The 20,512-nt window shown below is 66.6% G+C and carries 20 protein-coding genes and 1 pseudogene; 1 reads left to right on the top strand and 20 read right to left on the bottom strand.

The window, feature by feature from the left end:
- Nucleotides 1-72: 72 nt before the first annotated feature.
- The gene (locus ACOJVU_RS12460; protein ID WP_421530062.1) at nucleotides 73-657 is read left to right on the top strand and encodes a cob(I)yrinic acid a,c-diamide adenosyltransferase; all 585 of its coding nucleotides are present in this window, start codon (nucleotides 73-75) and stop codon (nucleotides 655-657) included.
- A gap of 9 nt (nucleotides 658-666) precedes the next feature.
- Here ACOJVU_RS12460 and ACOJVU_RS12455 read toward each other — a convergent pair whose 3' ends face one another.
- From ACOJVU_RS12455 to lysA, 20 genes and pseudogenes are all read right to left on the bottom strand, one after another.
- Nucleotides 667-1,110, bottom strand: a complete 444-nt coding sequence (locus ACOJVU_RS12455) for a DUF2550 domain-containing protein (RefSeq protein WP_421530061.1) — start codon at nucleotides 1,108-1,110, stop codon at nucleotides 667-669.
- A gap of 6 nt (nucleotides 1,111-1,116) precedes the next feature.
- Nucleotides 1,117-1,482 carry a F0F1 ATP synthase subunit epsilon gene (locus ACOJVU_RS12450; protein WP_421530060.1) on the bottom strand — a complete coding sequence of 122 codons (366 nt, stop codon included), beginning with the start codon at nucleotides 1,480-1,482 and terminating at the stop codon, nucleotides 1,117-1,119.
- 39 nt (nucleotides 1,483-1,521) lie between these two features.
- Nucleotides 1,522-2,973: a F0F1 ATP synthase subunit beta gene (atpD, locus tag ACOJVU_RS12445; protein ID WP_421530059.1), complete on the bottom strand. Its 1,452-nt coding sequence runs from the start codon at nucleotides 2,971-2,973 to the stop codon at nucleotides 1,522-1,524.
- A 27-nt stretch (nucleotides 2,974-3,000) separates the two neighbouring features.
- Nucleotides 3,001-3,915, bottom strand: coding sequence for a F0F1 ATP synthase subunit gamma (locus ACOJVU_RS12440; protein ID WP_421530058.1), 915 nt, complete (start codon nucleotides 3,913-3,915; stop codon nucleotides 3,001-3,003).
- A gap of 6 nt (nucleotides 3,916-3,921) precedes the next feature.
- A complete protein-coding gene (atpA, locus tag ACOJVU_RS12435) occupies nucleotides 3,922-5,586 on the bottom strand; it encodes a F0F1 ATP synthase subunit alpha (protein ID WP_421530057.1) in 1,665 nt (554 codons plus the stop codon).
- Nucleotides 5,587-5,651: 65 nt separating this feature from the next.
- A complete protein-coding gene (locus tag ACOJVU_RS12430) occupies nucleotides 5,652-6,992 on the bottom strand; it encodes a F0F1 ATP synthase subunit B/delta (protein WP_421530056.1) in 1,341 nt (446 codons plus the stop codon).
- A 6-nt stretch (nucleotides 6,993-6,998) separates the two neighbouring features.
- Entirely contained in the window at nucleotides 6,999-7,526 is a 528-nt protein-coding gene (locus ACOJVU_RS12425; protein WP_421530055.1) for a F0F1 ATP synthase subunit B, read from the bottom strand.
- Between the two features lie 9 nt (nucleotides 7,527-7,535).
- Nucleotides 7,536-7,784, bottom strand: coding sequence for a F0F1 ATP synthase subunit C (locus ACOJVU_RS12420; RefSeq protein ID WP_024636915.1), 249 nt, complete (start codon nucleotides 7,782-7,784; stop codon nucleotides 7,536-7,538).
- 92 nt (nucleotides 7,785-7,876) lie between these two features.
- Nucleotides 7,877-8,632 carry a F0F1 ATP synthase subunit A gene (gene atpB, locus ACOJVU_RS12415; RefSeq protein ID WP_421530054.1) on the bottom strand — a complete coding sequence of 252 codons (756 nt, stop codon included), beginning with the start codon at nucleotides 8,630-8,632 and terminating at the stop codon, nucleotides 7,877-7,879.
- Nucleotides 8,629-9,087 (bottom strand): ATP synthase subunit I, encoded by a 459-nt coding sequence (locus ACOJVU_RS12410; RefSeq protein WP_421530053.1) that lies wholly within the window; start codon nucleotides 9,085-9,087, stop codon nucleotides 8,629-8,631. Before ACOJVU_RS12410 ends, atpB begins: the two co-directional genes overlap by 4 nt.
- Nucleotides 9,088-9,392: 305 nt before the next feature.
- A pseudogene (locus ACOJVU_RS12405) lies at nucleotides 9,393-10,598 on the bottom strand (glycosyltransferase family 4 protein); the annotation flags it as partial.
- A 49-nt stretch (nucleotides 10,599-10,647) separates the two neighbouring features.
- On the bottom strand, nucleotides 10,648-11,301 hold the full coding sequence (locus tag ACOJVU_RS12400) for an L-threonylcarbamoyladenylate synthase (RefSeq protein ID WP_421530052.1): 654 nt from the start codon (nucleotides 11,299-11,301) through the stop codon (nucleotides 10,648-10,650).
- 48 nt (nucleotides 11,302-11,349) lie between these two features.
- Nucleotides 11,350-12,285, bottom strand: a complete 936-nt coding sequence (prmC, locus tag ACOJVU_RS12395; protein ID WP_421530051.1) for a peptide chain release factor N(5)-glutamine methyltransferase — start codon at nucleotides 12,283-12,285, stop codon at nucleotides 11,350-11,352.
- Nucleotides 12,282-13,355, bottom strand: coding sequence for a peptide chain release factor 1 (gene prfA, locus ACOJVU_RS12390; protein WP_421530050.1), 1,074 nt, complete (start codon nucleotides 13,353-13,355; stop codon nucleotides 12,282-12,284). The genes prmC and prfA overlap by 4 nt, the downstream gene beginning before the upstream one ends.
- An 89-nt stretch (nucleotides 13,356-13,444) precedes the next feature.
- A complete protein-coding gene (rpmE, locus tag ACOJVU_RS12385; RefSeq protein WP_421530049.1) occupies nucleotides 13,445-13,687 on the bottom strand; it encodes a 50S ribosomal protein L31 in 243 nt (80 codons plus the stop codon).
- 186 nt (nucleotides 13,688-13,873) lie between these two features.
- Nucleotides 13,874-15,748, bottom strand: coding sequence for a transcription termination factor Rho (gene rho, locus ACOJVU_RS12380; RefSeq protein ID WP_421530048.1), 1,875 nt, complete (start codon nucleotides 15,746-15,748; stop codon nucleotides 13,874-13,876).
- Between the two features lie 275 nt (nucleotides 15,749-16,023).
- The gene (gene thrB, locus ACOJVU_RS12375; RefSeq protein ID WP_421530047.1) at nucleotides 16,024-16,959 is read right to left on the bottom strand and encodes a homoserine kinase; all 936 of its coding nucleotides are present in this window, start codon (nucleotides 16,957-16,959) and stop codon (nucleotides 16,024-16,026) included.
- Nucleotides 16,960-16,970: 11 nt separating this feature from the next.
- On the bottom strand, nucleotides 16,971-18,062 hold the full coding sequence (thrC, locus tag ACOJVU_RS12370; RefSeq protein ID WP_421530046.1) for a threonine synthase: 1,092 nt from the start codon (nucleotides 18,060-18,062) through the stop codon (nucleotides 16,971-16,973).
- Nucleotides 18,059-19,384 carry a homoserine dehydrogenase gene (locus ACOJVU_RS12365; RefSeq protein WP_421530045.1) on the bottom strand — a complete coding sequence of 442 codons (1,326 nt, stop codon included), beginning with the start codon at nucleotides 19,382-19,384 and terminating at the stop codon, nucleotides 18,059-18,061. The genes thrC and ACOJVU_RS12365 overlap by 4 nt, the downstream gene beginning before the upstream one ends.
- A 7-nt stretch (nucleotides 19,385-19,391) precedes the next feature.
- Nucleotides 19,392-20,512 (bottom strand): diaminopimelate decarboxylase (gene lysA, locus ACOJVU_RS12360; protein WP_421530044.1); only part of this gene is annotated, 1,121 nt, incomplete at its 5' end.

Below are 20,512 nucleotides of genomic sequence, written 5' to 3'. Positions count from 1 at the left end.
CCCAGCCCCCAAGGGGCGAGGGGGGTGAGTCCAGCCATCGAGCCGAGCGGCCAAGCCGGGTACGGTTTTGTCATGGCGATTCACCTGACCCGCATCTATACCCGGACCGGCGACGACGGAACTACCGGTTTGAGCGATTTCTCGCGGGTCTCGAAAAACGACCCTCGCCTGGTGGCGTACGCCGACTGCGACGAGGCCAACTCCGCGATCGGTGTCGCGCTCGCACTCGGCCAGCCCGGCCAGGAGATCTGCGCCGTGCTACGCCAGATCCAGAACGACCTTTTCGACGCCGGTGCGGACTTGTCGACCCCGGTGGTTGCAAACCCCGAATACCCCCCACTGCGAGTCACCCCGCCCTACATCGACCGGCTCGAAAAGTGGTGTGACACATATAACGAGGCGTTGCCGGCATTGGACTCTTTTGTGCTACCGGGCGGTTCGCCGTTAGCTGCCCTTTTGCACGTCGCGCGAACCGCGGTGCGTCGGGCCGAGCGTTCGGCGTGGGCCGCCGTCGACGCCCACCGCGAAGCCGTCAGCGTCGTACCGGCGCAATACCTGAACCGGTTGTCGGACCTGCTGTTCATCCTGGCGCGGGTGGCCAACGGTGGCGCGGATGTGCTCTGGGAACCCGGCGGCGGCGCTCCGGCGCCGGGTTGACCTGAAGGCCTAAACGCTGCGGCGGCGGGCGCGAGGTGACGGCCGGGATTCCAGCCAGGACAGGAACGCGGTCAAAGCCCCTTTGTCCAGGGCGATTTCGTATCCAGACCTGCGGTCCTGGGTCGTGTCGCGCAACTCCAGAACGATGATCTCGTGGGTCATGATGTCGAACTCGTCGCCCCGCGGCGCGCGCCGTCCCACGATCTCCACTCCGCGCCGGGCCAGCCGCCGGTCCGGCCACAACCTTAGACTCGACAGCCGGTAGAACGCGGCTTCGCCGCCACGATAACGGATCACCCCGTGCCGCCAGCCATGCCCTCCCACTGCGGGAATGTCCCGCATGATCGCCGCAGTCCCGCCCTGGCGCAGCTTCCACAGCCGATAGCTCAGGGCGAGCACAGCCACGCCCAACACGACGACAAGCGCGACCATGAGCCCCATGGTCGCGCTCATCGGTCGCTAATCGATCGCGCCGACGGCGCGCAATCTGGCGCGGCCCCGTGCGGCGATACGAGGATCGTCGGACTCGGAATCCTGTCTGGCGGAGCTCTCGTCGATCTCCGATTCGAACGCCGCGGATTCGGCCAGAATGCTCACGCCCTCCTCGGTCACCGACAAGAATCCGCCGTCCACCGCAATCCGCAGATCGTCCGCGCCGTCCCGCTCCACGCGCACCACGGCGTCGTCGACCAACTGGGCCACCAGAGGGATGTGGTGAGGCAGGATGCCGATTTCTCCGACGGTGGTGCGGGTGAACAGGAACGTCGCCTCCCCGGACCAGATCTTCCGGTCGACGGCGACAATCTCCACGTTCAGTTCCGCCACCTCACACCGCCTTTCGCCTTGATGCCAGCAAGATTTCGATCACAGCTTGGCGCCGAGGCTCTCGGCCTTCTTGGCCAGGTCGTCGAGACCGCCGATCAGGAAGAACGCCTGCTCGGGGATGTGGTCGAACTCGCCCTTGGTCAGGCGGTCGAACGCATCGATGGTCTCCTTCAGCGGCACCGTCGAGCCCGGCTGTCCGGTGAACTGCTCGGCGGCCATCATGTTCTGCGAGAGGAACCGCTCGATGCGCCGGGCCCGGTTCACCAACTGCTTGTCTTCCTCGGACAGCTCGTCGATACCGAGGATGGCGATGATGTCCTGAAGGTCCTTGTAGCGCTGCAGCACCCGGATGACCTCCTGGGCCACGCGGTAGTGCTCCTCGCCGACGACACCAGGATCGAGGATCGTCGAGCTGGAGGCCAGCGGGTCGACCGCGGGGAAGATGCCCTTGGAGAAAACCGAACGGGACAGCTCGGTCGTGGCGTCCAAGTGCGCGAACGTCGTTGCCGGCGCAGGATCGGTGTAGTCGTCGGCGGGTACGTAGACCGCCTGCATCGACGTGATCGAACGCCCACGCGTCGAGGTGATGCGCTCCTGCAGTTCACCCATCTCGTCGGCCAGCGTCGGCTGGTAACCCACCGCCGACGGCATGCGGCCAAGGAGGGTCGACACCTCGGATCCGGCCTGGGTGAACCGGAAGATGTTGTCGATGAACAGCAGCACATCTTGGCCGGCCTCGTCGCGGAACCACTCCGCCATGGTCAGGGCGGACAGCGCCACCCGCATACGGGTGCCGGGCGGTTCGTCCATCTGGCCGAACACCAGTGCGGTGTCCTTGAGCACGTTGGCCTCTTGCAGCTCCACCCAGAGGTCGTTGCCCTCGCGGGTGCGCTCGCCCACACCGGCGAAAACCGAGGTGCCACCGAAGTTCCGCGCGATACGGTTGATCATCTCCTGGATGAGCACCGTCTTGCCGACGCCCGCGCCGCCGAACAGCGCGATCTTGCCGCCACGCACGTACGGAGTCAGCAGGTCGACGACCTTCAGGCCGGTCTCGAGCATCTCGGTGCGCGGTTCGAGCTCCTCGAACGCCGGGGGCTTGCGGTGGATCGACCAGTGCTCGAAGTCTTCCCCGTAACCCGGCTTGTCCAGGCATTGGCCCAGCACGTCGAAGACGTGACCCTTGACCTCTTGGCCGACCGGCACCGAGATCGGGTTACCGGTGTCGATGACCTCGACACCACGGACCAAGCCATCGGTGGGCTGCATCGAGATGGTGCGCACCAGGTTGTCACCCAAGTGGTGAGCGACCTCAAACGTCAGGGTCTTCGCGAGCTCCTCGTAAGTGATCTCGGCGTGCAGAGCGTTGAACAGCCCCGGCACCGAACCCCGCGGGAACTCGACGTCCACGACCGGCCCGGTGATCCGGACCACGCGGCCGTTGCTCTCGCTCTCGGTCGTTTTCGCGCTCTTGTGGGCAGTAACAGTCATATCTTTTCGCTTCCTCGTCGGGCCTACCTAGCGCGCGTCGGCGAGCGCATTTGCGCCACCGACGATTTCGCTGATTTCCTGGGTGATCTGTGCCTGCCGCTCGCGGTTCGCCATCAGCGTCAAGGCCTTGATCAGGTCGTCGGCGTTGTCGGTGGCCGACTTCATCGCCCGCTGGCGGGACGCCAGCTCCGATGCCGCGGCTTCGAGCAGCGCCTCGTACACACGGGTGGTCAGGTACCGCGGCAGCAGGGACTCGAAAAGCGTCGTCGCATCGGGCTCGAACGAATACAACGTGCGCACTTCGGGCTCTTCCTCGACGTACTCGATCACCATGGGGGCAATCCGGTGCGCCTCCGCCGATTGCGACAACATCGACTTGAACTCGCTGTAGACGATGTGCAGTTCGTCGACACCCTCGGTGTCACGATCGTTGCCGCCCTCGCCGCGGGCACCGAGCATGAACACGTCGACCAAAGCCCCGGCGATCTCGGCGGCGTCCTCGTACTGCGGCTGCTCGGAGAAACCCGTCCACCATTTGGCGATGTCCCAGTTTCGGAACTTGTAGTAGTTGAGAGCTTTACGGCCCACGGTGTAGAGCACCGGAGTCTTGCCTTCTTCTCTCAGCAGAGAAAACAGTTCTTCGGCGCGCCGGAAGATGCTCGCGTTGTAGGCACCACACAGGCCGCGGTCGGACGTCACCACGAGCACGCCCGCACGCGTGGGCTCTGGGCGCTCGACGAGCAGTGGATGATCCAGAGCGGCCTCAGCCGCCAACGTGGTCAGCATCGCCGTGATTTGGAAGGCATAAGGCCTGGCGGATTGGAGACGAGCCTGCGCCCGCCCGATGCGTGACGTGGCGATCAGCTCCTGGGCCTTGGTGATCTTTTTGATCGACCCAGCCGAGCGGATTCGCCCGCGCAACTCGCGAAGTGTGGCAGCCATTGGTTGCTACTTCTTCTCTTTCTTTGCCTTCTTCTCCGGCGCCGGCTTTTTCACCTTCACCGATTCCTTGCCCAGGTCCTCTTCGCTCATGGCACCGACGTGCTCGTCGGGTACCACCGACGCACCGCTTGTGGACCCGAAACTCTTCTTGAAATTCTTGATGACTTTCTCGAGCTTTTCGGCGGTCTCGTCGGAGAGCTTCTGGGTGTCGCGGATACTGCTGAGAATCTGCTCTTCGGACGCCCTGATGTGGTCCAGCAGTTCGGTCTCGAAGCGCCGGACATCCTCGACGGGTACCGAGTCCAGATGACCGCCGGTGCCGAGGAAGATCGAAACCACCTGTTCCTCGACGGGCATAGGTCGGTACTGCGGCTGCTTGAGCAGTTCCACCAGCCGGGCACCGCGATCCAACTGCGCCTTGGACGTGGCGTCCAGATCGGAAGCGAAGGCGGCAAATGCCTCCAACTCGCGGAACTGTGAGAGGTCCAGGCGGAGGCTTCCCGCCACCTCCTTCATGGCCTTGATCTGCGCTGCCCCACCGACCCGGGACACCGAAACGCCCACGTTGATCGCGGGACGTACCCCCTGATTGAACAGATCGGATTCCAGGAAGCACTGACCGTCGGTGATCGAGATGACGTTGGTGGGAATATAGGCCGAGATGTCATTGGCCTTCGTCTCGATGATCGGCAGGCCGGTCATCGAGCCCCCACCGAGTTCGTCGGAAAGCTTGGCGCAGCGCTCCAACATTCGCGAGTGCAGATAGAAAACGTCGCCCGGATAAGCCTCGCGGCCGGGCGGACGGCGCAGCAGCAGCGAGATCGCGCGGTAGGCCTCGGCCTGCTTGCTCAGGTCGTCGAAGACGATCAGCACGTGCTTGCCGTCATACATCCAGTGCTGGGCAATGGCCGAACCGGTAAAGGGCGCAAGCCATTTGAAACCGGCCGAATCGGACGCCGGCGCCGCGACGATCGTGGTGTAGTCCATCGCGCCACCCTCCTCCAGGGCACGGCGAACCGAGGCGATCGTGGTTCCCTTCTGCCCGATGGCGACGTACACGCACCGCACCTGCTTGCTGACGTCGCCGGTCTCCCAGTTCTGCCGCTGGTTGAGGATGGTGTCGACGCACACCGCGGTCTTTCCGGTCTTACGGTCGCCGATGATCAGCTGACGCTGGCCGCGGCCGATCGGAGTCATCGCGTCGATCGCCTTGATACCGGTCTGCAACGGTTCCTTGACGCTCTGCCGTTGCACCACCGACGGCGCCTGGATCTCCAGGGCACGACGCGTGTCCGTGTTGATGTCGCCCTGACCGTCGATCGGCTGGCCCAGCGGATTGACCACGCGCCCCATGAACGCGTCGCCGACGGGCACCGAAAGGACTTCGCCGGTGCGCTTGACCTGCTGGCCTTCTTGGATCTTTTCGAAGTCACCCAGGATCACCGCTCCGACACTGTGCTCGTCGAGGTTGAGGGCGACGCCGAGAACACCACCGGGGAACTCGAGCAGTTCCTGGGTCATGACGGACGGCAGTCCGTCGACGTGGGCGATGCCATCCCCTGCGTCGACGACAGTGCCGACCTCCTCGCGCGAGGTGTCGGAGCTGAAAGAGCCTACGTACTCTTCGATGGCGCCCTGAATGTCGTCAGCGGAGATTGTCAACTCGGCCATGGCTTTTCGTCTTTCTACTTCTGTTCGCGTGGGTCTTCGATGGGTCTGTGATGAATACTTCGTGTTCAGTCGGGCAACTGAGCCTCGGCTGCGGCCAGGCGCGAGGAGAGCGTTCCGTCGATCACCTCGTCGGCCACTGCGATCCGCAGCCCGCCCAGCAGTGCCGAGTCGATCCGCAGTTGCACGGACACCGGGTTTCCGTAGATGCGGCCGAGGACCTCGATGAGACGAGCGCGCTGGGCGCCGCTGAGCTCGGCTGCCGCGCCGACTTGCGCGACGACTTCGCCGCGGCGAGCCACCGCGACTTGAGCGAGGAACTGCACCGCCTCCTCGGCCGGCTGACCCCTCAGCAACTCGACCGTATGGGTCAGCAATGCTGACACGATCGGGTTGACGCTGCTGCTCGCGCCGCCAAGAACGCTGCGCAGCAGCTGAACTCGCTTCTCGGCCGGAACGACATAGTCACCCAGCAGGATGCCGAGGCGCGGCTGCGCGTCGAGGACCCGGGAGAAACGGAACAACTGTTCTTCGACTTCGCCGGTCTTGTCCTCACGTTCGGCAACCTCCAGCAAGGCTTGCCGCGACAGGTGCTCGATCCCATCGATCAGGTCCGCCTCGGCCGACCAACGCTCGCTGACCGCCGCGCGCAACACCTCGATCGTGGCGTCGCCGACCTTCCCCGACAACAACCGCTCGATCAACCGGACCTGCGGTCCCGAGTCTTCGACCGACAAGGTGAGGTAGCGGGTGACCACCATTTCACTGTCGAGCATCTTGGCCACCGCGACCAGCTCGCCGGCCAGCACGGACAGCCCGTCCTCGTCGAGATCCCCGATGACCGTGCCGAACCGCTCCAACAGGCCCCGCAGTGCCCGGCGGCTGGCCGCACGCATCTTGGTCAGCAGCGGGTACTGGATGTCGGCGGAGGCCGGAGCCATGGCGTCGAGCTCGTCGAGGAACCGGTCCACGGTGGCCGATCGCTGCGCCGCGTCGGCGACGTAGTTGCGCACCAGTTCGGTTGCGCCGCGCACCGATTCGTGGCCGAGCTCCAGCCGGAGCTGGCGGGCCAGCTGAGTCCTCAGCAGCTCGACCTGGCGGGTGCCCTGACCCGCGATGCGCTCGGCCTCCACCTCGGCCTGAACCCGAAATTGCTCGGTGATGCGTTTGGCGTCTGACTGAGCCTCTTCGATGACTCGCTTCGACTCCGACTTGGCATCTTCCACCGCCTTGCTGTGGGCGTTACTGGCCTCGCCGAGGCGATCTGCGGCGGTGTCTGCGTCACTCAGCTGCTGGCGCACCACATTCTGCCTGGCGGCCATGAGCTTGCGCACCGGGGGCACGACGTACCGCACCACCAGGAACACGATGACCGCGAACCCGACCAACTGTCCGATGAACGTCGACATGCGCGGTTACCGCCCGGACGATCCGGTCGGGGTGGCGACCACGCCGACGTCGACGCCGAGGATTCGGCTGGCCAATGTCGCCGACATGCCTGCCACATTGGAGCGCAGGTCCAGTTCCACGGCGTCCCTTTCCCGCTTCAATTGCTCTGCGGCCGTTTGCAATGTCGCCATCACCTGTTGCTCGGCACGGGCTCGCGCGTCCTCGACCACCTTACGGCCCTCGGCCCGCGCGCTGTCGCGGTGCGACGACGCCTCGATCCGGGCTTTGGTCAGCACTTCGTCGTAATCGGCCCGGGCGGCTTCGAACTGCTCGTTCGCCTTCTTGTTGTCGGCGAGGGTCTTGGCAACCATCGCGTCGCGCTCGCGCAACACCTTCAGAATCGGCGGTACGACAAATGTGCCGATGACAGCGAGGACGATCAGGAAGATGGCCAGTACGAAGAAAAAGGTGCCGTTGGGAATGAGGAAGTTGTTGCTCTTCCCTTCCTCCGCTGCCTGGCCGGCGGCCAGGACGAGAGTGCTTGCGTCGCCCATCACAGCGAATTAGGTGCCGACCGGGGTAGCGAAGACGAACAACGCCATGAACGCCAGATTGATGAAGTAGGCCGCCTCGACCAGACCGACGGTGATGAAGAACGGCGTGAACAACCGTCCCTGTGCTTCCGGTTGCCGGGCGATGCCCGAAACCAGCGCATTGCCGGCAATGCCATCACCGATGCCGGCACCGATCGCGCCGCCACCCATGATCAGGCCACCGCCGATGAGTGCGGCGGCAGCGACTTGGGGGTCCAGGGCCATTCTTTCCTCCTTTGAGTGGTGGCGATCTGGTAGTGGTCTACCAGGCGCCGATAGTGATGCGCGGATGAGCCGGATGCGTGGCGGTCTCAGTCATGGTGTTCTTCGACCTCCATCGCCTGGCTGAAATACAAGATGGTCAAGATGGCGAAGATGAACGCCTGGATCGCACCGACGAACAGATCGAACGCCTTCCAGATCGCGTTGGGTGCCCACATGATGTACGGCGGAAACAGTGCGATCAGCGCAACCAGGATGCCACCGGCGAAGATGTTGCCGAAAAGTCGGAGCGACAGGGAAATTGGCTTCGCGAGTTCTTCGACGAGGTTGATCGGCGCCAAGAAGGCCACGTGCCCCTTGAGCACCGCGATCGGGTGCCCGACGATGCCGCGACGCCAGATTCCCGCCACGTGGTAACAGACGAAGACGAACAGTGCCAATGCCAACACGTAGTTGATGTCCGCGGCGGCCGACTTGAGCAACTCGGTGGTATGCCCCGACGTGTCCGTGTACTGCAGCGGCAGCACCGACAGCCAGTTGGAGATCAGGATGAACACGAAGATCGCGACGGCGAGCGGTAGCACGAAGGGAGCGATCCGCATCCCGATTGCGGCCTCGACCTGGGCGCGCATCTGCTCGGTGATCGCCTCCCAGAACAACTGCACCCCGCTGGGCACGCCTGTCGCGGTGATCTTCGCGCGCAGGAAGAACGCCAGCCCGATCACGATCACCGCGGCGATCGCGGTCGAAAGGATGGTGTCGGTGTTGACGGTCATCCCCAGCCAGGTGGCGTGGGTGTGCTCTCCGACCTCGATCTGCGCATCCGCCAGGATCAGCCCGGTCATGTGCCGGTACCCCTTTCTTCCGGCCCCGCCGACGAGTCACCGGGCACCCCTGCACGCAGCTTCTTCCAGACCGGCACGGCGGTCGATATCACCAACAGCACCTGAAACAGGGCCAGCCCGAACATCACGCCCAGTCCAGCCGGCCGGAACACGTAGGCGATGATCAGCGCGATCACGGTCATGACGGCCAGCCGCGACGCCGAGTTGATCGCCATCGACCTTCTGAGCGGGTGATCCTGGGAGGTGATCGAATCAACCGAGCGACGCACCAACAATGCGTTGAGCAAACCCAGCAGCAGCCCTACACCGAAGAACACCCCAAGCATGAGATGACCCGAGAACGCAGCGGCCACAACCGCGACCGCGCTGATCCCGATGCTGATCACGAAAAGCCGAACGGGTCGGAAAGCAACAGAGGGAAACACCAACGGCGCGTCCTGCGCTGGCGTCGTCACTGCAGCACCTCAATCCCGAGTTAGTGGAGCGGGAAAGCCCCGAATGACTGTTCGGCGGCCCGCCGAGCTTACCGCAGTCATCACGATGGAATCCCCAAGGGGTGGCTCGCTGCATCCATCGTGAACCCGCGCGATCGGTAGGCGACCGGTGGGCCGGTGGACCGGCAACCCTCGAGGTCTCTCTGGGGTTCGGCCAGCACCGTACCACAGGACAGACGTGACTACTACTCCTTGTCGTAGCTGTCGTAGCTGTCGTAGCTGTCGTAGCTGTCGTGGCTGTCGTGGCTGTCGTGGCTGTCGTGGCTGTCGGGGCTGTCGTAGTCGGCGGGCCGGCGCAGCAGTGGGATCGCCGTCGCGACGCCGGCGACCACGATCGCGCCCAGCATCACCGCCCCGCTATCGCGGGGGTTGAAAAAAATCGTGCTTGCCGCGCCGAAGGCGACAATGCCCACCCACAGATAGATCAGCAGCACCACCCGGCGGTGCGAGTGACCGATCTGCAGCAACCGGTGGTGCAGGTGCATCTTGTCGGGGCTGAACGCGCTGCGACCCGCGCGGGTGCGCCGCACGATGGCCAGCAGCAGGTCCAGCATCGGAAAGAACATGACCGCGACCACCAGCAGGAAAGGCGACAGCAGAGCAAACACGTCACGGGCGCCGTAGGCGTTCTGCGAGACGGGGCCGGCGGCCGTCGTGGAAGCGGCGGCCAGCATCAGGCCGATCAGCATCGATCCGGAATCACCCATGAAGATTCTGGCCCGGTGGAAGTTGTGCGGCAGAAAGCCCAGGCAGGCGCCGGCGAGCACCACCGAGATGACAGCGGGCGGGTAGAACAGCACATCGCCACCGTGGTCGCGAAGCAGACCGACCGAGAACATGCAGATCGCCAGCGCCATGATCAAGCCCAGGCCGGCGGCCAACCCGTCCAGTCCGTCGACGAAGTTCATCGCGTTGACGACCGACACCGTCAGCGCCAGGGTCAGCAGGATCGACGAGGCCTGGTCCAGCACGACCGTGCCGACCCCGCCTATGGGTACGTACAGCACCGTCCAGGCGACACCCATGGTGACCAGCACGCTTGCCGCGGTGATCTGCCCAGCGAATTTCGTCAGGGCGTCCAGGCCCCAACGGTCGTCGATGAGACCGATCCCCATGATGACCGCGCCCGCGACCAGCACCGCGGGCATGCTGGTGGAATACACGAAGCCGCGGGTCAGCGCGGGAAGCTGGGAGGCCAGGAACACGGCAGCCAGGACGCCGACGAACATCGCCAGCCCACCCATCCGCGGAGTGGGCGTCACGTGCACATCCCGGTCGCGCGGATAGGCCACCGCCCCCAGCCGGGTCGCCAGCACCCGCACCGGTCCGGTCGCGAAGTAGGTGATGACCGCCGCCGTCAGGCCGACGACGGCGAGTTCACGCAGCGGAACGCCGGCACCGCGATCAGACACCGCGAGCAAACCACCGGCAAGGCTGGTCATGTCGCTGGACACCTCGAGACCGTACTGCACCGACCACGAGCGCCGAACACCGCCGCCGGGCCAAGTCCGGTTGTCGGCGCTACGCGGTCAGGGTTTCCGGGTCCAGGCCCAGCACCTCGGCGATCCGTTCTGAGCTCAGCGGTCCCGCGCGCAGAATCCGCGGGGCGGCCCCGGTGAGGTCGACGATCGTGGAGGCGGCCTGCTCCTGGGCGGCGCCTGCATCGAGGTAGACGTCAACGAGATCGCCGAGTTGGGCGCGCGCCTGGTCGGCGTCCACCGCCGGCGGCCGGCCGGACACGTTGGCGCTGGATACCGCCATGGGACCAACCTCGCGCAGCAACTCGAGGGCGACCGGATGCAACGGCATCCGCAGCATCACGGTCCCCCGTGCATCTCCGAGATCCCACTGCAACGAGGGGGCTTGCGTCACCACCAGGCTCAGTGCGCCCGGCCAGAACGCGCGGATCAGCTCGCGGGCCCCGTCGGGCATCGTGTAAACAAGTCCCTCGATGGTGTGCCAGGACCCGACGAGGACCCCGACGGGCATGTCCCGGCCCCGCCCCTTCGCAGACAGCAGCGCCCCCACCGCGGCGCCGTTGAAGGCGTCTGCGCCGAGTCCGTAGACGGTGTCGGTCGGCATCACGACCAGTCGGCCACCCTTGAGCGCGCCCACCGCCGAAGCGATCCCCCGCGCACGCTGCTCGGGGTCGGCACAGCTGAACACGTCAGTCATGGGCGCCGCTTCTCCTCATCGCTGCGCTCTGCATCGTCACGACGCGAGTCATGGGCGCCGCTTCTCCTCATCGCTGCGCTCTGCATCGTCACGACGCGAGTCATGGGCGCCGCTTCGGCGGGCAGTCACGAACCTAGGCCGGCCCGCCAGATCGCGGCGACACTGGACGTCGTCGAAAAGTCCAGTGTCCTGCACCAATTGGGCGGTCCGCGCCGCGGTGGTGTCATCGTGTTCGACGGCGAACAGGCCGCCCGGGCGCAGCCAACGCCCGGATAGTGCCACCACGGGGGCGATCACCGCCATCCCGTCCGGCCCGCCGAACACCGCATGGTGCGGATCATGTCGGACCACTTCGGGTTCCAGCAACGCATTGGAAACCGAGTCGTCGGGAACGTAGGGCGGGTTGGCCACGACCAGGTCGACGCCGCCGTCGAGTTCGGCAAGCAGCCCCGGGTTACCAGCCAGCTCAGAGACGTCGGCGTGCACGAGTTCCACGGCCGTGCCCTCGGCGTTGCGGCGCGCGTAGTCGAGTGCCGAAGCGGAGTCGTCGATGCCGATGATCCGGGCGTCGAGCCCGAGGCCGGCGCGGTGCCGGGCCAGCGCGACCGCCAGGGCACCGGATCCGGTGCACATATCGACGATGACGGGCCGCGCGCCGAGCGGCCGCGAAGTCGCCCATTCCAGCACCGCTTCGGTCTCCGGACGCGGGATGAACACACCCGGCCCGACCTGCAGAAAGAGCGGCCCGAATGCCGCCGTCCCGACCAAGTGCTGCAGCGGCACTCGCCGCGAGCGCGCGGCGAGGACGTCGCGATACCGCCGGAAGAATTCGTCGTCGGGCGTCTCCAGCAGACTCAGCCGGCCTCGGTCGGTGCCGGCCAGGTGGGCGGCCAGCTCCTCGGCGTCCCGACGCGCCGAATCGATCCCGGCGCCGGCGAGTAGCGCCGCCGCGGAGTCGATCGAGCGCCGTAGCCGAGTCGTCATGCCTGCTGCAGCCGTGACTGCTTGTCGGCGGCGCTCAGCGCGTCGAGGAGGGGATCCAGTTCGCCGTCGAGAACCTGATCGAGATTGTGCGCCTTGAAGCCGATCCGGTGGTCGGCGATCCGATTCTCCGGGAAGTTGTAGGTGCGGATGCGTTCGCTGCGGTCGACTGTGCGGATCTGGCTGGCCCGATCCGCCGACGCGTCGGCCATCGCCTGTTCCTCGGCGCTCGCCTGCAGGCGAGCGGCCAGCACCTGCATAGCACGGGCCTTGTTCTGCAGCTGCGAACGTTCATTCTGGCATGTGACGACGATCCCCGTGGGCAGGTGGGTGAGCCGCACCGCGGAGTCGGTCGTGTTGACGCCCTGGCCGCCCTTGCCCGACGACCGGTAGACGTCGACACGCAGATCCGACTCGTCGATCTGTACCTCGCCGACTTCTTCCGGCTCCGGATAGACCAGCACTCCGGCCGCCGAAGTATGAACGCGGCCTTGGGATTCCGTCACCGGGACCCTCTGCACGCGGTGCACTCCGCCTTCGAACTTCAACCGCGACCAGACCCCGTCGACGGTGTCACCCTTGCCGGAGATCGACAGGGTCGCATCCTTGTAGCCGCCCAGGTCCGAGAACGTCTCGTCCAGCACCGTCACCGTCCAGCCGTGCCGTTCGGCGTAGCGGACATACATCCTGGCCAGGTCGGCGGCGAACAACGCCGACTCCTCGCCACCCTCGCCGGATTTCACCTCGAGCAGAATGTCGTCGGCGTCATGGGGGTCGCGGGGCGCCAGCATGTCGGTGAGCTGGGTGTCCAACTCGGCCACCCGCGCTTCGAGAGCAGTGACCTCCTCGGCGAACGACGGGTCGTCGACGGCCAGTTCGCGTGCCGTCTCCAGATCGCCGCGGGCCGACGTCAGCTTGCGGTGGGTGGCGACGATAGGGGCCAGCCGGGCGAACCGGCGGCCGGCTTTGCGCGCCTCGCCGGGATTGCTGTGCAATTCCGGATCCGCCAGTAGATGCTCGAGCTCGGCATGTTCGGCGAGCAGCACATCGATCGCCTGGGTCGGCTGCGTCATGTCACACCTCCTTCGGCACGCTGTTCGGCGCAGACACGAACCGACGCCCGCCTGTGCGGGTCACGCACAGGCGGGCGTCGGTGAGACGGCTATTTGTCGGCCGCGCCGGCCTTGTCAGCTGCGCCCCTACGCTTGCCGTACCGCTTCTCGAAGCGGGCCACGCGGCCACCGCTGTCGAGGATCTTCTGCTTGCCCGTGTAGAACGGGTGGCACTGCGAGCAAACCTCGACAACGATGCGGCCGCCCGGCTTGGTGCTGCGGGTCTCGAACGTGTTGCCGCATCCGCACTGCACCGTGGTCGGCTCGTAGGCGGGGTGGATGTCAGTTTTCATGGGAGTCCTCTTCGGGTTGTCGAGCGTCGATTATGCCAGGTCGCCCGTTACCTCCCCAAAACCCCGCGGTGCATCGCGGCATTCCCGGAACACCGGGTTGTGTCGAGACATAAACCACGGCGACACCAATCGGCGTGTCGTGTCGATGGTTTATGTGTCGCGGGCGAACCGGGCGGTGATGCCGGTTTAGTCGTTGTCCATGGAGCCGGGCGTCGTCTTCGACACCTGCACCAGGAACTCGTAGTTGTTCTTCGTCTTGCGCAGCTGGCTCATCAGCAGGTCGATGGCCTGGTGGGAATCCAGACCCGACAGCACGCGCCGCAGCTTGTGCACGATCGCGAACTCGTCCGGCGAGAGCAGCAGCTCGTCCTTGCGCGTGCCCGACGGGTTCACGTCTACCGCGGGGAACACTCGCCGCTCGGAGATCTTGCGGTCCAGCTTGAGCTCGGCGTTGCCAGTGCCCTTGAACTCCTCGAAGATGACCGTGTCGCCCGTGGATCCCGTCTCGACCATCGCGGTGGCGATGATGGTCAGCGACCCGCCTTCCTCGATGTTGCGCGCGGCGCCCAGGAAGCGCTTCGGCGGGTACAGCGCGGTGGAGTCGACACCACCGGACAGGATCCGGCCCGAGGCGGGCGAGGCGTTGTTGTAGGCGCGCCCGAGACGGGTGATCGAGTCCAGCAGCACCACCACATCCTTGCCCTGCTCGACGAGACGCTTGGCGCGTTCGATCGCCAGCTCAGCGACCGAGGTGTGGTCCGATGGCGGGCGGTCGAACGTCGAGGCGATGACCTCGCCCTTGACCGAACGCGTCATGTCGGTGACCTCTTCGGGCCGCTCGTCGACGAGCACGACCATGAGGTGGCACTCGGGGTTGTTCTTGGTGATCGCATTGGCGATGTCCTGCAGGATGGTCGTCTTGCCCGCCTTGGGCGGCGAGACGATCAGCGCGCGCTGCCCCTTGCCGATCGGCATGATCAGGTCGATCACCCGTGTCGTCAGCCGCTCCGTCGTGGTTTCCAGGCGCAGCCGCTGATTCGGGTACAACGGCGTCAACTTGGAAAAATCAGGCCGCTTCTTGGCGTCTTCGACCGGACCGCCGTTTACGGTGTCCAGACGCACCAGCGGGTTGAATTTCTGCCGCTGGTTGGGCTGCTCGCCGTCGCGGGGCACGCGCACCGCGCCGGTCACCGCGTCGCCGCGGCGCAAACCGTTCTTGCGCACCATGTTCATCGAGACGTACACGTCGTGCGGACCGGCCAGGTACCCGGACGTGCGGACGAATGCGTAGTTGTCGAGGACGTCGAGGATTCCGGCCACGGGCTGGACGACGTCGTCCTCACGAAGCTCGGCGTCGGTGCCCTCGCCCGAACGCTCGCTTCGGCGCCTACGGTCCCGGAAGCGGCGTCCGCGCCGGCCCTGACGACCGTCGCCCTCGTCGTCCTGCTGGTTCGAGCCGCGCGACTGCTGGTTACCCGAGCCCTGCTGGTCATTGCCCTGGTCGCCACCGGCGTGCAGCCCGCGCTGGTCGGACTTGGTGTTCTGTTGACGCCCCTGGGTGTCGCGTTGGCGGCCTTGGGTGTTGTCGGCCGAGTCGTCCGCTTTGCCCTCGGCGTCAGCGGCGGCGCCGCGATCCTCGTCCAGGCCGCGGCTCTTGGACCCGGCGTCGCGTGAGGCGCCACGGCGTTCCCGGCGTGGCGCCTCGGTCTGCGAGCCATTCTGGTCGGCTTGGAGGGCCGGCGCCTCGCGGGTGGCGGGTTCGCGGTCGGATGCGTCTCCGGATTCACCGCTGTTCTCGGGAGCCGGCCCGCCAGCGGCGGATGTGCCGTTGGCCTTGACCCGATGTTCCTGGATTGCGGCGATCAGATCGTTCTTGCGCATTCCCGACGTGCCCTTCACGCCGACTTGGCTGGCCAGCGCGCGCAACTCTGGCAGCACCATCGTGGACAGTGACCCGCCCGACGCGGCGGCTTTGACGTCTGGCGCGTCATGGTTCCCGGAATTCGACAGGTGATCGTTCTCGGCGCTTTCGCCAGCCGTGATGAGTTCCGTATCAGTCACGGATTTCCTTTCTTCCCCCGCTGATCACGTCATAAGGGGGGTTCGTTGCGCACGTAGCACGAATTGCCGAGTGCGCCCAACCGTCGACTCTGCAACGGTGATCGCCGGGATCAGTGCCAGGATCGGCGTGAGAAACGGCGACCTCGTCCAGGAGAAGAATTGGTGGTGTCCTAGCGGCAAGGCAGTGTGGATGAAGATGCTGCGATTGCTGGACGCTGCTGAGGATAGTCCGCATTGTGGCCGGAAGCAAGCAAACCCCTCGGTCGCGCCGCGGATCAACCGGCGACCGCGACCCCCGGGCCCCAGCGAACTGCGCCCCCCACGGTCATCTCTGTGATGGTGAATCCGCTTGCAGCCCCGTACTCCAAGGCTTGCCGAGGTAGCTGCGCCTCTGTGCTGAGTGCGATCAGCGACGGACCAGCACCGGAAAGTGCCGCTGCCACATGATGACGCCGCAGGAGCCGCAGATATTCCGCCGAGGCGGGCATTGCCGGAGCACGTTGCGGTTGATGGAGCATGTCGTCGGTGGCCACCATCAGCAAATCCGGCCGTTCGGTCAGCGCGACCACCAGCAGCGCGGCTCGGCTGACGTTGAAGCTGGCGTCCTCGTGGCTGACGCGCGCGGGCAGCAACACCCGGGTCTCGGAGGTCAACGAGCGCACTTCGGGGATCGCGCAGAACAGCCGGATCTGCGGATGAAGCCGCAGCGGCACCGCCGAATAGGCGGGCGCAGTATTGGCGCGGTCCACCCACGAGACGACCGCGCCGCCCAGCACCGCGGCCGCGGCGTTGTCGGGGTGACCCTCGAACTCCGAGGCCAGCTGGATCAGCTGAGCATCCGTCAGCGGAGTCGAATCCGCCTGCGCGACAAGGCCGTTGGCTGCGGCGAGGCCGCCGACCACGGCCGCCGCCGAAGAGCCCAGACCGCGGGAGTGCGGGATGGCGTTACGGCAGCGGACCACCAGGCCCGGGGCGCCGACACCGGCGGCCTGCAGACCGCGTTGGACCGCGCGAAACACCAGGTGCTCGGGCCCACGCGGCAACGACTCGGCACCTTCCCCCTCGACCAGCACCCGCAGACCGGACTCCGCCGTCTCCACGACCACGTCGTCGCACAAACTCAACGCCAGACCGACGCTGTCGAAACCGGGACCCAGGTTGGCACTGGAAGCCGACACCACGGCGCTCGCCACCAAGCCCGCGGGCAGCATCTGAGTCACCGTCAGGCCAATCCCAACTTCTCGACGACGAGCACGGGATCCACGGGCAGCGGGGACACGGTCGGCATGCCGTTCAGCGCGGTGTCGGGATCCTTGAGCCCATTGCCCGTCACCGTACACACCACGGTCGACCCGCGGGCCACCCAGCCGTCCTCGACGGCCTTGAGCAACCCGGCGATGCTGGCCGCCGACGCCGGCTCGACGAAAACGCCTTCGGAGCGGGCCACCAGGTGGTAGGCGGCCAGGATCTCCTCGTCGGTGGCGGCCAGGAACCGGCCACCCGATTGCTGCTGCGCCTCGACGGCTGCCGCCCAGGATGCCGGTGCGCCGATGCGGATCGCGGTCGCGATGGTCTCGGGATGGCGCACCGGCTTGCCGAGCACCAGGGGCGCCGCGCCGGCGGCCTGGGTGCCCAGCATGCGGGGCAGCGCGTCGATCACGCCTTCCTGGTGGTACTCGCGGTAGCCCTTCCAGTAGGCGGTGATGTTCCCGGCGTTGCCGACGGGCAGCGAGTGGATGTCGGGTGCGCGGCCCAGCACGTCGACGATCTCGAAGGCCGCGGTCTTCTGGCCCTCGATGCGCACCGGATTGACCGAGTTGACCAGCGCGATCGTCGGGAAGTCGGCGGTCATCTTGCGGGCCAGCTCCAGGCAGTCGTCGAAGTTGCCGTCGATCTGGATGATCTTCGCGCCATGCATGACGGCCTGCGCGAGCTTGCCCATCGCGATCTTGCCCTGCGGGATCAGCACCGCGCAGGTGATGCCGGCGCGGGCGGCATACGCCGCCGCCGAGGCCGAGGTGTTCCCCGTCGAGGCGCACAACACGGCCTGCTGACCGCGGGCCACCGCGTCGGTCACCGCCATCGTCATGCCGCGGTCCTTGAAGGAGCCGGTCGGGTTGAGCCCCTCGACCTTGAGATGCACCGTGCAGCCGGTCAGCTCGGAGAGCCGGGGCGCGGCGATCAGCGGGGTGCCGCCCTCGAGCAGCGTGACCGGGGTCCAGTCGTCACCGACCGGCAGCCGGTCGCGGTAGGCGGCGATCAGCCCCGGCCACGGCACGTGGGTGGCCGACTGGGACGTGCGTGGAACGCTCATAGGCTGGTTCCTTCTAGTCGCAGCACGCTCGCCACCCTTTGCACGACGTCCAGATCGGCGAGCGCCTCCACGGTTTCCGACAGTGCGGCGTCGGTGGCACTGTGGGTGACCACCACGACGCGGGCCCCTACCCGTCGCCCGCCCCGGTCGGCCACGCCTTCCTGGCGGACTTCGGCGATGCTCACCTCGCGCTTGGCGAACTCCGCGGCCACCGTGGACAAGACACCGGGCTCGTCGGCCACGTCCATGCTGACGTAATAGCGGGTCGTGATCAAACCCATTGGGGCGATGGGAAGTTGGGCGTACCTGGATTCTTTGGGTCCCCTGCTGCCCAGCACCCGGTTACGAGCGGCCATCACGAGGTCACCGGTCACCGCCGACGCCGTCGGCGCCCCGCCCGCGCCCTGGCCGTAGAACATCAGCCGACCCGCGGCCGCGGCTTCGACCACCACGGCGTTGAAGGCCCCGTTGACGGTGGCCAGTGGATGCGACAGGGGCACCAGCGCCGGGTACACGCGTGCCGAGACGCGCTCCTGGCCGTCGTCACCCGTGACGCGCTCGCAGATGCACAGCAGCTTGATCGTGCAGCCCAGGGCCCGCGCGGAGGCGAAGTCGTCGGGGGTGATCTTGGTGATGCCCTCGCAGTACACGTCGTCGGCAGTCACTCGGGTGTGGAAGGCGATCGAAGCCAGGATCGCGGCCTTGGCTGCGGCGTCGTAGCCCTCCACGTCGGCGGTGGGATCGGCTTCGGCGTAACCCAGCGCGCTGGCGTCGGCCAGCGCGCTGCCGTAGTCGGCGCCGGTGCTGTCCATCTCGGACAGGATGTAGTTGGTGGTGCCGTTGACGATGCCGGCCACCCGCAGCACCGTGTCGCCGGCCAGCGACTGAGTCAGCGGGCGGATGACCGGGATGGCGCCCGCGACCGCAGCCTCGAAATACAGGTCGACGTTGGCGGTTTCGGCCGCCTGCGCCAGTTCGCCGGTGGAGGTCGACAGCAACGCCTTGTTCGCGGTGACGACGGACTTGCCGTGCTCGAGCGCGGTCAGGATCGCCTTGCGCGCCGGCTCGACCGGGCCCATCACCTCGACGACGATGTCGACGTCCTCGCGCGAGACGAGTTCTTCGACGTTGTCGGTGAGCAACTCGATGGGGACGCCGCGGTCGGCGGCCACCCGGCGCACGCCGATGCCGCGCAGCAGCAGAGGGGCGCCGATGCGGGCCGCGAGATCCTCGGCGCTGTCCCCGATGATGCGGACGACTTCGCTGCCGACGTTGCCCAACCCGAGTACCGCTACGCCGACTGGCTTTTCACCACCGGGCACAGGTCGTTCACCTCACTTCCAGACTCAGCAGATCGTCGACCGTCTCCCGGCGCAGGATCAGGCGGGCCCGCCCGGCGCGCACCGCGACCACGGCCGGCCGGCCGATCATGTTGTAGCGGCTCGAGAGCGAATAGCAATACGCCCCGGTCGCGGCCACCGCAAGCAGATCGCCGGGCTGCAGGTCGCCGGGCACCCAGGCGTCGCGCACGACGATATCACCGCTTTCACAGTGTTTCCCGACGATGCGGGCCTGCACCGCCGGGGCATCGCTGCCCCGCGAGACCAGCCGGGCGTCGTACTCGGCGCCGTAGAGCGCGGTGCGGATGTTGTCGCTCATACCGCCGTCGACGCTGACGTAGCGCCGGTTCGCCGTGGCGCTCACGTCGACGTCTTTGACCGTGCCGACCTCGTAGAGCGTGATGGTGCCCGGTCCGGAAATGGCCCGTCCGGGCTCGACCACCAGCCGGGGCGGGGGCAGGCCCACGGCCGCCGACTCGCTGCGCACGATGGCTTGGAGTTTGGCCGCCAGGTCGGCCACCAGTGGGGGGTCGTCGGGCGCCAGGTACGAAATGCCCAACCCGCCACCGAGATCCACCGTCGACAGCTGGGCTGTCTTCTCCGTACCGAATTCGGCGACGATCTCGCGCAGCACGCCGATGACGCGGTGTGCGGCGATCTCGAAGCCGGCGACGTCGAAGATCTGTGAGCCGATGTGGCTGTGCAACCCGACCAGCCGCAGGTGATCGGTGGCGAACACCCGCCGCACCGCGGCCATTGCCGCGCCGCTGGCCACCGAGAGCCCGAACTTCTGGTCCTCGTGGGCGGTGGAGATGAACTCGTGGGTGTGCGCCTCCACGCCGACGGTCAGGCGCACGAAGACGTCCTGGACGACGCCGGCGTCGGCCGCGACCGCGTCGAGACGCTCGATCTCGGTCATCGAGTCGACGACGACATGGCCTACACCGGCTTTCACCGCGTCGGTCAGTTCCTCGACCGATTTGTTGTTGCCGTGCAATGTGATTCGCCCAGGAGGGAAGTTCGCGTGCAGCGCCACGGCCAGCTCGCCGCCGGTGGACACGTCCAGGGACAGGCCCTCCTCGTCGACCCAGCGCGCGATCTCGCCGCACA

This window comes from Mycobacterium sp. THU-M104, assembly GCF_049197365.1.
In the GTDB taxonomy this organism is placed as follows: domain Bacteria; phylum Actinomycetota; class Actinomycetes; order Mycobacteriales; family Mycobacteriaceae; genus Mycobacterium.
This window is presented reverse-complemented; position numbering and strand designations above follow the sequence as displayed.